The 12,051-nt window shown below is 61.4% G+C and carries 11 protein-coding genes; 4 read left to right on the top strand and 7 right to left on the bottom strand.

Annotation, left to right across the window (positions count from 1 at the left end; translation table 11 throughout):
* Nucleotides 1-71 precede the first annotated feature (71 nt).
* From Q7L05_RS15390 to purB, 6 genes are all read right to left on the bottom strand, one after another.
* Nucleotides 72-989: a peptidase MA family metallohydrolase gene (locus tag Q7L05_RS15390; RefSeq protein WP_303908691.1), complete on the bottom strand. Its 918-nt coding sequence runs from the start codon at nt 987-989 to the stop codon at nt 72-74.
* Between the two features lie 35 nt (nt 990-1,024).
* Nucleotides 1,025-2,833 carry a M61 family metallopeptidase gene (locus Q7L05_RS15395; RefSeq protein ID WP_303908694.1) on the bottom strand — a complete coding sequence of 603 codons (1,809 nt, stop codon included), beginning with the start codon at nt 2,831-2,833 and terminating at the stop codon, nt 1,025-1,027.
* Between the two features lie 169 nt (nt 2,834-3,002).
* A complete protein-coding gene (locus Q7L05_RS15400; protein WP_303908697.1) occupies nt 3,003-3,512 on the bottom strand; it encodes a DUF7931 domain-containing protein in 510 nt (169 codons plus the stop codon).
* A 125-nt stretch (nt 3,513-3,637) separates the two neighbouring features.
* Nucleotides 3,638-4,066 carry a GNAT family N-acetyltransferase gene (locus Q7L05_RS15405; protein ID WP_303908700.1) on the bottom strand — a complete coding sequence of 143 codons (429 nt, stop codon included), beginning with the start codon at nt 4,064-4,066 and terminating at the stop codon, nt 3,638-3,640.
* Between the two features lie 2 nt (nt 4,067-4,068).
* On the bottom strand, nt 4,069-5,229 hold the full coding sequence (locus Q7L05_RS15410) for a cupin domain-containing protein (RefSeq protein WP_303908703.1): 1,161 nt from the start codon (nt 5,227-5,229) through the stop codon (nt 4,069-4,071).
* Between the two features lie 554 nt (nt 5,230-5,783).
* On the bottom strand, nt 5,784-7,151 hold the full coding sequence (gene purB / locus Q7L05_RS15415; RefSeq protein WP_303908706.1) for an adenylosuccinate lyase: 1,368 nt from the start codon (nt 7,149-7,151) through the stop codon (nt 5,784-5,786).
* Between the two features lie 372 nt (nt 7,152-7,523).
* On the opposite strand from purB, the gene acnB reads away from it, so the two are divergent.
* The 3 genes from acnB (at nt 7,524) to Q7L05_RS15430 (ending at nt 10,980) form a co-directional block, all read left to right on the top strand.
* A complete protein-coding gene (gene acnB / locus Q7L05_RS15420; protein WP_303908709.1) occupies nt 7,524-10,091 on the top strand; it encodes a bifunctional aconitate hydratase 2/2-methylisocitrate dehydratase in 2,568 nt (855 codons plus the stop codon).
* Between the two features lie 119 nt (nt 10,092-10,210).
* Entirely contained in the window at nt 10,211-10,504 is a 294-nt protein-coding gene (locus tag Q7L05_RS15425; protein WP_303908712.1) for a nucleotidyltransferase domain-containing protein, read from the top strand.
* Entirely contained in the window at nt 10,501-10,980 is a 480-nt protein-coding gene (locus tag Q7L05_RS15430) for a hypothetical protein (protein ID WP_303908715.1), read from the top strand. Before Q7L05_RS15425 ends, Q7L05_RS15430 begins: the two co-directional genes overlap by 4 nt.
* 491 nt (nt 10,981-11,471) lie before the next feature.
* Here the strand turns inward: Q7L05_RS15430 and Q7L05_RS15435 are convergent, their stop codons facing one another.
* Complete coding sequence (locus tag Q7L05_RS15435) at nt 11,472-11,594, bottom strand: hypothetical protein (RefSeq protein WP_303908718.1); 123 nt, start codon at nt 11,592-11,594, stop codon at nt 11,472-11,474.
* A 153-nt stretch (nt 11,595-11,747) separates the two neighbouring features.
* On the opposite strand from Q7L05_RS15435, the gene Q7L05_RS15440 reads away from it, so the two are divergent.
* Nucleotides 11,748-12,002 carry a hypothetical protein gene (locus tag Q7L05_RS15440; RefSeq protein ID WP_303908721.1) on the top strand — a complete coding sequence of 85 codons (255 nt, stop codon included), beginning with the start codon at nt 11,748-11,750 and terminating at the stop codon, nt 12,000-12,002.
* Nucleotides 12,003-12,051 lie beyond the last annotated feature (49 nt).

Below are 12,051 nucleotides of genomic sequence, written 5' to 3' on the forward strand. Positions count from 1 at the left end.
TTGGCTTCCTGCGTCTCTCTACCACCTACATCCGTGTAGGCGTCCTCGTAATGACAGCGGGGGCAAGTTCATCAGGAGGGGTCCTGTACCGAGTCGATGAACTCCGACCAGGCTTTCGGCACGGGCCTGCCGAAGGCTGCCACAAAGGCGTCGTCAAACCGCTCGCCGCCGAAGAGACGGCTTAGCAGGCTTTCAAATTTTTCCTCACCGTAGCGTCGCTTCAGAAACTTCACGAACATCGTACTTTGGTAATAGAACATGTGCGGCTGCAAACCGTACGAGCGAGTTTGGGCGAGCGACGCCTGATGTTCGCCGGAAAGATTCAGGTGTTCACCTGCGCTAATGGCGCGAATCGCCTCCTGTTCGCTAACCCGGTCGGCCCCGGCCCCCGACACCACCACCGCAAAGCCTTCAGCGAACCAGCGAGGCAGGATCCGGTAGGCGTTCCGGACCCCGAGGTACTGGGTAAAGTGCTGGTGGGCCAGCTCGTGCGTGAGAATGCCGCGAAGCCTTTCCGGGGCTTTGGCGAGCCGGGGGGAAAGGTAGAGTTCGCCCCCGACCGTGACACCGGCCGTATTGGGCGAGGGGCTTTCTCCGGCGAAAGTTCCCGAGTTGGCAAACACGTGGACTCGGACGGGGCGCAGAAACGGGAGGCCATGGCGGCGCTCAACCGTGCTGACGGCGTCATCGAGCAGCTGCTGCACGCGCGCCGCCAGGGCTTCTCCGCCCGCTTCGTAGAGAATGCGCCCGTCGCTTTCCAGGGCCATAAAATGGTCCATGGGTTTGGTGGCGGCCTTTACGGTCGCTTTCGGCGAGCCACACCCCGACAGAAGCATACCGCTGGCGAGGACCAGGGCGAATAGGGGGATCGCTGCCCGGACGCGCCGTAGCAGCGGCAAAGACCACGCGGGCGATGCGGTACCGGAATGGGGAATATCGCGGTTTTTGCCGCTTCCGAGGCGGTGCAGACCGACCAGAAAAAGTATCATCCAGCTCCGCAATATGGCCTATTTACCGGATTGAATTACCCCGCTCCACCCAGCCAGTGCTGGCGATACTGAAGCGTTTCACCTTCCGCTTCATCGAGCGTAAGGTAGCAGGTATCGGGCGGTGCTTCCTGCAGTTCCACCTCGAAGGTCATCAGTTCGTCGCGGCGGAAGGCATGTACGTCGAGCTCATCGCCCCCCTGATAGCGGCTCAAGAGTTGATCGAGGTTGCCACGGGTGGTCTTGATCCCGTCGATGGCCACGATCACGTCTCCGGCCGAAAGGCCCGCCCGCATGGCCGAACGCCCCTCGAAGGCAAAGAGGATCTTTGCCTCCTCGGTGGAGGGCGCCAGGCGGATGCCCAGATCCGGGTGGCTGGCGTCGGGGGAGGGTGGCTTGCCACCCTTGTCGGTGTCCGACTCGGCCGAGCGCAGGTGATAGCCCACTCCTACCGTGGAGAGCAGCTCGGCCAGCGGCAGATCGTCGGTCCCGCGCAGGGCCTTGTCGAAGAATCCACTGAGTGGGACCCCGGTGACCTCCTCGACGAAAGCTTCGTATTCGCGCTCGTCGATGCCCCGGTCATTGCGCCCGTACTCGCTCCACAGTGCGCGCATGACATTGTCCAGGGAGCGCTTTCCGCGGGTCTCCCGGCGGATGGTCAGGTCGAGGGCCAGTGCCACCAGCGCCCCCTTGCTGTAGTAGCTGACAGTGGCGTTGGGGGCGTTCTCGTCCTGTTTGTAGAGCTTGGTCCAGGCGTCGAAGCTGGATTCGGCTACGGTCTGCTTGTGCCGCCCGGGCACGCGCATGACGCGGGTGATGATCTGCCCGAGCAGTTCCAGATAGCTTTCCGGGCTGATGAGGCCCGCGCGGACCAGTGCCAGTTCATCGTAATAGGAGGTGATCCCCTCGAAGGCCCACAGCAGACGGGTGTGAACCTCGCGGGACAGCTCGTACTCCTGAAACACCTTGGGGCGGATGCGCTTGACGTTCCAGGTGTGGAAGTACTCATGGCTGCAGAGGCCGAGGAAGTCGCGGTACGCATCGTCCGGTTCCACCATGCCGTGGCGGGGCAGGGCGTCGCGTTTGCACATCAGGCTGGAGCAGCTGCGGTGCTCCAGGCCGCCATAGCCGTCCCCCACGGCCATGGTAAGGAACAGGTAGCGCTCCGCGGGAAGCTCCCCGAACAGTCCGATGTGATAGTCGCAGATCTTCTGCAGATCCGTTGCCAGGCGTGCCGTATCTGCCCGATAACGGCCGGTCAGGGCCATGGCGTGGGGCTTGCCCCGTGATTCGAACTCGATGAGGTCGAATTTCCCCATTTCCACCGGATTGTCCACCAGTTCCGCATAGCTGTCGGCCCGGTAGCGGCCGAAGCGGTAAGGGGCGGCGTCGTCGGTGGGCAGCGTCGTGGCGACGCGCCAGCGCCCGTACGCCTCACCCTCGGGAGGGCGGATGTCGACGCTGCAGGGTGCGCGTTCGTGGCCATCGGCCTTGAGAAAGACGCCAGTGCCGTTGAAATAGCCGTGGGTCGGGTCCAGGTGGGCACCGCGTACCGACAGATCCCAGCAGTAGATCTCGTAGTGCACCTCCAGAGGGCCTTCACAGGGTGCACACCACCAGGTTTGCTTGTCGAGTTTCTCCACCGGCACCGGTTCGCCGCCGCTGCTGGCGGAAAGGCGCACCACGTTCTTCGCAAAATCCCGGATCATGTAGCTGCCCGGAATCCAGGCGGCCATGGAGAGCGTTTGTCCTTCGGAAGCGGGTTCGTCAATCCGCAGGGTGGTTTCGAAGAGATGAGCCTCGGGATGGGCTGGTCGGATCGTGTAGTGAATGGCGGAGTGGGCCATTGCAGTTCCCCCTTTGCTGTCCGGTTGGATCCACCCGGAGGACTCGTCGGATGGTGAACTTCTTTTCGTCATCTGGAGTTATCGGCATCCCGCCGGGTACGGCGACGCGCAGGTCAAAGGTGTGGCCCCCGACGCGGTCGGCGATACCGTTATGCGGTGGTTTTCGGCATTACAGGTGTACCCGCCTCAATTCCCGGTCCCCGTGCGAACGCTGCCAGATTTCATCGAACCGCTGGACATATTCGCGGCATTGCAACGGGTCGTGGAAGCGGGCCTGGCCTTCGTAGCGGTCCGGTTGTATGCGATGGAAGTAGCCCCTGCCGTCCGCGACCATGAAGGTCTCCTTGAGGTCGCTGTATTCCGCGACCGGCTTTCGGATCTCCACCCGACTGCTGAGTCGCCGTGCCAGTTCCACCAGGCGATGTCCCCGATTGACCGCCTTGGCCGAATCCTGGACCAGCACGCTGACGCGCGCACGGGAATGGCTACGGGCCATTCGGGCAATCGCTTCGATGAAGTCCACCTGGTTGAATACGGCCGGATCGAGGTCGGTAGTGAAGATGTGGATCGTGCGGCCTGCCTGCTCCGCCATCGAGCGGGCGATTTGGCGGTTCTCATCGGCCGTCCCGAATCCAATCAGCTCCCTGTGCTCGCCAAGGGTGTAATCGGTGTACGCCATGGGATCTCCTGCTGGGTATGTCGCCTTATCCTTGTTATCGCCCGTGCACCTCAAACAAGGTTAGCCAAGTAGCGGCGGAGCGCACGGGGGATTTTCGATTCCGTGCTGGAAGGTGTGCAGGCCCGCTATTGCAACTGCTGGCGCATTCTCCGGTGTGGAATGCCGGCATCGAGAAACTCGTCGCCCTCCGCCACGAAGCCGAGCTTTTCGTACAGCGGGATGGCGCTCACCTGGGCATCGAGCCAGATCTGTTTCAGACCTCGCTCACGGCCGATGGCTATACACCGGTCTACTAGCGCAGAACCGATGCCGCGGCGGCGCCATTCGGGCAGGACGGCAACCCGGCCGAGATGGCCATCGATCAGCATGCGGGCGGTAGCCACCGGTTCGCCTCCCGGAGCATGGGCCAGCAGGTGAGTGGCAGTTGCGTCTTTCCCGTCCCACTCCAGCTCGGCGGGAACGCCCTGCTCAAGGATAAATACCCGCTCGCGGATGGAGCGAATCGCGGGCCGGGATTCGGATGACCACTGCACGACCGTGATATCGACCGGCACCTTCATTCCGGGAAGAACAGGCAGCCTCGGGCGTAGAGTTCGGTCACCAGTCGCCGGAATGCCTCCTCACCGGCAATCGGCACGAAATCGGCTGCGGTAAAGCGTCTCTGACCCGCCAGAAGAACCGCGGCGGAAGTCAGGGCTTCGGGAAGCGGGTACTCCTCACCGGCTACGAACAGGTGCACCGTGCCATCCTCGTCACTGAAATGGGCGAAACGGGCGTATTCGCTGCGCCACAGTGCCTCGCCGGCGTTCATGCGCTGGAAAAGGGCATCGAAATCGACCGCTGCCTCCGATTCGGGTAGCCAGTGCCCGGGGCGCACCGCAGTGGTGAAGCGGCCGAACCAGCGATCGAGGGCACCGTCGTCCATCGCCATCTGGCGAATGATGGCGTGTATCTGCTTCCGCGAAGGCTGATCGATTTCGCCCGGCACCCGTGCGGGCACGCGACCTGCGTCGCGGTAGAAGCGTTCCGGGTCGAGGGTGTCGAGGAACTGCGCGGCAAAGGCGGCGATGAGCTCTGCCTCGGCCGGTGCCCGGAAGCCCACCGAGATGGTGATGCAGTCTTCCAGGGCCACCCCATGGTGGGCGATGCCCGGCGGCAAGTAGAGCATGTCTCCCGGTTCGAGTACCCACTCCTGCTCCGGCTGGAAGTCACGCAGGATCCGTACATCCAGATCCGGGATCAGATCCTCCTCGGCGGGCGTCCGGGAACTGATCTGCCAGCGGCGGCGCCCGGGTCCCTGGATGAGGAAAACGTCATAGTTGTCGGCGTGCGGACCCACCGTTCCGCCGGGCGGGGCGAAACTGACCATGACATCATCGAGGCGCCAGTTGGGAAGGAAGTTGAACCGATCCTGGAGCAGTGCGAACTCCGGCACATGCTTGTTGATCTCCTGGACCAGCAGTGTCCAGTGACTCTCCGGCAGGTTCGGAAAGCGCTCCTCGGAGAAGGGTCCGTGCTCCAGTTGCCACGGCCGCTCTCCACCCTTTTCCAGCAGCAGCCGTGATTCCACCTCCTCGTCACACGCCAGCCCCGCCAGCTCCCCGGGTGCCACCGGGCACGGGAAATCCGCCACGGCCTGGCGAACCAGAAGGGGCTTCTGCTGCCAGTACTCTTTCAGAAATTGTCCGGGCGTAAGCCCGCCGAGTAGTTGAGACATGGCTATTTTTTTACCGCTAAGGGCCGCAAAGGGCGCGAAGAATTCTTCCAGCTGGAACTTTACACCACAGAGAGTGTGAAAATTCGTAACTACTCGTCCGAGTGATCATGCACAGCCTGGGAAATTGGTCATCCCCGCGCAGGTGATTCGTCATCCCCCCACACAGGTGATTCGTCATCCCCGCGCAGGCGACTCGTCATCCCCGCGCAGGCGGGGATCCAGGCCCGCGAACTGTGGCGCCATGAATTAAACCGTCGTCATCCCCGCGCAGGCGGGGATCCATCTTGAGTCATGCCGCTGCTCTCTGATTCCCGCTTCCGCGGGAATGACGGCGCAATGTACGTTACAAAAATCCTTTGTGTTCTTCGCGTCCTTTGCGGTTTTAAATTCCCTAGGAGCCTGTCCGAGAATAGCGACCGTCATGAAGGCAAGACTGATTGAGTCAGATTTTTCGGTCATTTGAGGCGAATAGTGGTTCTATTTAACGAAAATGAGCGGGAAATCTGGCCAATCAGGATTGGCCGCAGTAGGTCAGCCTATTCTCGGACAGGCTCCTAAACCCTCTTCGCCTGCTCCGCCGCATTGCCGATGTAGGTCGCGGGGGTCATGGCCTTGAGGTGCTGTTTGGCTTCCTCGGGCATCTCGAGGGTGTCGATGAACGCCTGCATGCCGGCCTGATCGATGCGTTTGCCGCGGGTCAGCTCCTTGAGCTTCTCATAGGGCTTTTCGATGCCGTAGCGGCGCATGACGGTCTGGATCGGTTCGGCGAGCACTTCCCAGTTGGCGTCCAGGTCGGCCTCCAGGCGCTCAGGATTCGCCTCCAACTTGCTGATGCCCTTGAGGCTCGACTGATAGGCGATCACCGAATGGGCGATACCGACGCCGAGGTTGCGCAGCACCGTGGAGTCGGTGAGGTCACGCTGCAGGCGTGAGATCGGCAGTTTGGCCGCCAGGTGGTCAAAGAGCGCGTTGGCGATGCCCAGGTTACCCTCGGAATTCTCGAAATCGATGGGATTGACCTTGTGCGGCATGGTGGAGGAGCCCACTTCGCCGGCCACGGTCTTCTGTTTGAAGTAACCGACGGAGATGTAGGACCAGACATCGCGGTCGAAATCGAGCAGCACCGTGTTGTAGCGGGCCAGCGCGTCGAAGAACTCGGCAATGTAGTCGTGCGGTTCGATCTGGATGGTGTAGGGATTCCAGTCGAGGCCCAGCGAGGTGACGAACTCTTCCGCAAACTGCTCCCAATCCACTTCGGGGTAGGTCGCGAGATGGGCGTTGTAGTTGCCTGTGGCCCCGTTGATCTTGCCGAGCATCGGCACGGATTTGAGCTGCTCCGCCTGCCGCCGGAGTCGATAGACGACGTTGGCCATCTCCTTGCCCAGCGTGGTGGGGGAGGCGGGCTGGCCGTGGGTGCGGGAAAGCATCGGCAGCTCGGCGAACTGGTGGGCCCGATCGCGAATGGCGTCGATGACCTCATCGAGCATCGGCATGACCACCTGAGTGCGCGCCTCGCGCAGCATCAGGGCATAGGCCAGATTGTTGATATCCTCGGAGGTGCAGGCGAAATGGACGAACTCGCTGATCGCCTCCAGCTCGCCGTTGCCGGCGATCTTCTCCTTGATAAAGTACTCGACCGCCTTCACGTCGTGATTGGTGGTGCGCTCGATATTCTTGACGCGCTGGGCATCCTCGACGTCGAAATGTTCTACGATTCCGTTCAGGACGTTGTCGGCGTGTCCGGAGAGCGTCGGAACTTCGGCGATCGAGGGGGTCGCCGCGAGCTTCTGCAGCCAGCGCACTTCCACCATTACCCGATGGCGGATAAGGCCGTACTCGCTGAAAATGGGGCGCAGGTCGGCCGTTTTGCCGCCATAACGGCCATCAATGGGGGAAATCGCGGTCAGTTGGGTGAGTTCCATGCCAGCTCCACACAGGGTCACGTGAAGCCGGCGATCATACACGAATGGGTCGGAATCTGTCCCCGGCGCTTGATCTGCGAGTAGGCCGACCTATAGCAGGAGGCTTTCGGATCCTTGAGAGCTTGCTGCTCTCCCGAGTCGCCTGTCCACCAGTTCACAGAAAAGTGCCCCCTGGTTCGTGCTTGGGAAGGTCACTTTATGTCGCCGTTGCGGTATCCTAGGCCGATTCGCTGGTCAAACAATCAGGTGGTTCCCGTCCACAAACAGGCACCGGCTGCAGCGCCCGGCGGCAGCCTGCGAACGCGTTCGCGATGGAACCTGCTTGTGAACGGGAATCAGGTAGGTTCGAAAACAAATTTGTAGGGTATTGAAATGCTGGAGAATTATCGAGAACACGTCGCCGAGCGCGAGTCCCAGGATTTGCCTCCGCTGCCGCTGAACGCCGTTCAGACGGCCGAGTTGGTGGAACTCATCAAGAATCCGCCGGAGGGCGAAGAGGCGACGCTGGTCGAACTCCTGACCCACCGCATCCCGCCCGGTGTGGACGAGGCCGCCTACGTCAAGGCCGCCTTTTTGGCGGATGTGGCCAAGGGCAGCGCTGAAACACCGCTCATCGACGGCAAACAGGCCATCGAGCTGCTCGGCACCATGAAGGGCGGCTACAGCATTCAACCCCTGGTGGACTTGCTGGATGACGACGAACTGGCCCCTGTTGCCGCTGACGCGCTCGCCGTGACCCTGCTGGTGTTCGATGCCTACAACGATGTCATGGAGAAGGCCCAGGCCGGCAACGCGCACGCCGAGCGTATCGTGAATGCCTGGGCCGATGCCAAATGGTTCACCGACCGTGCGCCGATGGCCGACGAGATCAAGGTCACCGTCTTCAAGGTCCCCGGCGAAACCAACACCGACGACCTCTCGCCCGCCTCCGAGGCGTGGAGCCGCCCGGACATCCCGCTGCACGCCATGGCAATGCTCCAGGCGAAGATGCCCGACGGCATCGACACCATTAAAAAGCTTAAGGTGGAGAAGGGCTTCCCGGTCGCCTTCGTCGGCGATGTGGTCGGCACCGGCTCCTCGCGCAAGTCCGCCATCAACTCCGTGCTCTGGCACACCGGCGACGACATCCCCTACGTGCCCAACAAGCGCGCCGGCGGCGTGGTCATCGGCAGCAAGATCGCCCCCATCTTCTTCAACACCGCCGAAGACGCGGGTGCGCTGCCCATCGAGTGCGACGTCTCCAAGCTCAATACAGGCGATGTCATCACCATCAAGCCCTACGAAGGGAAGATCGAGAACGAGGCGGGCGAGACCCTCGTCGAGTTCGGCCTCAAGCCCTCGACCATCACCGACGAAGTGCGCGCCGGCGGCCGTATCCCGCTCATCATCGGCCGCTCCTTGACCGACAAGACCCGCGCCCAACTCGGCCTGGAGGCCTCAGACGTCTTCAAACGCCCGGTCGCCCCCGAGGACACCGGCAAGGGCTTCAGCCTGGCGCAGAAGATGGTCGGCCGCGCCTGCGGCGTCGAGGGCGTGCGCCCCGGCACCTACTGCGAGCCGCGCATGACCACCGTCGGCTCCCAGGACACCACCGGCGCCATGACCCGCGACGAGCTCAAGGAGCTGGCCTGTCTCGGCTTCAATGCCGATCTGGTGATGCAGTCCTTCTGCCACACCGCCGCCTACCCCAAGCCGGTGGACGTGAAGCTCCAGCACGACCTGCCGGGCTTCTTTACCAACCGCGGCGGCGTCTCCCTGCGCCCCGGCGACGGCGTCATCCACTCCTGGCTGAACCGCATGCTGCTGCCCGACAGCGTCGGCACCGGCGGCGACTCCCACACCCGTTTCCCCATCGGCATCAGCTTCCCGGCGGGTTCCGGGCTGGTGGCCTTCGCCGCCGCCCTGGGCGTCATGCCGCTGGACATGCCCGAGTCGGTGAAGGTGGTGTTCAAGGGAAAGATGCAGCCCGGCGTCACCCTGCGTGACCTGGTCAATGCCATCCCTTACGCCGCCATCCAGCATGGCCACCTGACCGTGGCCAAGGCGGGCAAGAAGAACGTCTTCTCCGGCCGCATACTTGAGATCGAGGGGCTGGAGCACCTCAAGGTGGAGCAGGCCTTCGAACTCTCCGACGCCTCCGCCGAGCGCTCCGCCGCCGCCTGCACCGTGAAGCTCGACAAAGAACCGATTATCGAATACCTGCAGAGCAACATCACCCTGCTCAAATGGATGATCGCCAGCGGCTACGAAGACAAGCGCACCCTCCAGCGCCGCATCGATGCCATGGAGAAGTGGCTGGAGACCCCGGAGCTGATGGAGGCCGATGCCGACGCCGACTACGCCCAGGTCATCGAGATCGACCTGAACGACATCAAAGAGCCCATCGTCGCCTGCCCCAACGACCCGGACGACGTCAAGCTGCTCTCCGACGTGGCAGGGCAGGGCATCGACGAAGTGTTCATCGGCTCCTGCATGACCAACATCGGCCACTACCGCGCCGCCGGCAAAGTGCTGGAGGCCTCCGGCGCCTCCGTGCCCACCAAACTGTGGATCGCCCCGCCCACCAAAATGGACGAGCACCAGCTCGTGCAGGAAGGCTACTACAGCATCTACGGCAAGGCCGGCGCCCGCACCGAAATGCCCGGCTGCTCCCTCTGCATGGGCAACCAGGCCCGGGTTGCCGACAACGCTACGGTCTTCTCCACCTCCACCCGCAACTTCCCCAATCGCCTGGGCAAAGGTGCCAACGTCTACCTCGGCTCCGCCGAACTGGCCGCCGTCGCCGCCATCCTGGGCAAGATCCCGACGGTCGGGGAGTACATGGAGCAGGTCAAAGACCTCAACACCATGAGCTCGGAGATCTACCGCTACCTCAACTTCCATGAGATTGAGGAGTATAAGAAGGTGGCGGATAAGGTGATTCCGATCGCCGCGGTGTAAGGTAATCCAAGCTCGAAAAGCCCCTCTCCCCTGACGGGAGAGGGGTTGGGGGGAGGGGAATAACTTGTCCCCGGCCTATCGATAACGTAGGTTTCCAATTACCCGGTTGGAGGCCGACCATGCGACTATCCGAAAGCCAACAGCAAGCCATCCGAGAAACCGTTTTGGCGGAAGACCCCACCGCATCTGTCTACCTTTTCGGCTCCCGTACCGACGACAGGCAGGAGGGTGGCGATATCGACCTCTATCTCGAAACCGATATCGAAACCGGGACATTGGAATTGAAGGCGCGGCTCCTCAACCGGCTTTGGGAAAGGCTGGGACCGCAGCGGATCGACCTGCTGCTACACCGTCGGGGTACGCCGTTTAGCCCTTTTGAAAGGGAAATCCACCATTCGGGGATTCGCCTATGAGGCAACCGGAAGCCATTCTTCGCCAAAACCTCGATGCTGCCGAACGGATGGCCCGCAATCTCGAGCGTTCACGGGAGCAGGCCGGACGGGATCTGCCTGTCACGCCTCAGGATGTAAGTCGGCTGACCGATGAGCAAATCGATCGCCTCGACCTGTTTCTCGCCCGCTTCGGGAAACTACACGACTTTATCGTCTCCAAGCTCTCCCGATCGGTCGCCCTCGCAAGCCTGGAAGACACCAGCGGCGATGTCTCTGTGCTGGACATGCTGCGCCGTATGGAGAAATTCGGGATTGTCGAGTCCGCTGACGACTGGCAGCAACTCCGACTGCTGCGAAACTCCTTCGCCCATGAATACCTCACCGATGACACCGCCATAGCGGAAAACATCAATGGAGCCTTCGAGCTGGCGCCGGTGCTGACCGAAACCTTAAAAAGGGCGGAACGCTACTTCGCTGAGCATATCGCGAGGGCCTGAGCCAACCAGGCCCGAATCAGCAACGAACGTTTAACTGTCATTGCGAGCCGTCGGCGGACTCCAGGGTCTCAGGGCGATGCCGGAGACACCGCCGCTAATCGAAGTGTGCGAAGCAATCTCGCCGTTCGAGCCACCAGATGACTTCGCCGCCGGGGCGTCCTCGTAATAACAGCGGAGGGCACGTTCTCATGAAGGTGTCGCAAAACCGGCCACGCCTGCTAAACCGATTTGCCACAGCCCTTGGCCCCACGCCCCACCTCCGGTAGGATTCAGTGATTGTTAGGAATCGGGACCGCCAGGAATGCGGAGTTGCAGGGGAGCAGCCCGCCAGAAATCTCGGCTTTATGCCGAACACCGCCCGCCGGCGGCCGACGAACCGATCGGGGTTCCCGGTCGTTGCCTTTCTCTATCGCAACTATCGCCAACAGGGGACATTCACGGTGGGGAAGCACGAGGCGGGGAATGGCCAAAATATGTTACTACGACCCCATTTATTCCTGCTCGGCACGGACCACATGCCAGCGGTCGAAAGGTGGGTTGATTCCTTGATTATGAAGGTATTGTATATAGCGATTCCAGAAATGCCGCTTCTTGTCGTCCTGGTTTTTGACCATAATCCCTTCTCCTTTGGTACGTGTATATCAATACAGTATGGCTATGCTGCAACGCTGGAAAGGGAAATGCAAGGCGAGGCGAGTGTTATACGGAATCCGTATAACCCGGCAAATTACAGATTCTGTATAAACCACTGTTATGAGTAAATGTCAATGACGGACGACGAACTATTTCCCATACCAATTCCAGCGCTAGTTGCGGTTTTACTGCATAAAGAGCGCGAAAAGGGGGCTCCCCTTTCGAAGAGTGAAGTACTTGAAATCAGGGATAACGCTGAATGCAGAATGGGCACTATCCATGAAGTACAAGCGCTTGAGGAATCGAGGGGGTATACAGACATAGACCCAGAGAATGTATGGGAGCAGTGGCAGGAAGCCAGGGTGCAACTGAATGACAAAAAGTCATAACGAATAAGGATAGATCGCGCGTAGCCGCGATCTTATCCCGGTGTTGGAC

The organism is Thiohalomonas denitrificans, assembly GCF_016841685.1.
In the GTDB taxonomy this organism is placed as follows: Bacteria; Pseudomonadota; Gammaproteobacteria; order Thiohalomonadales; family Thiohalomonadaceae; genus Thiohalomonas; species Thiohalomonas denitrificans_A.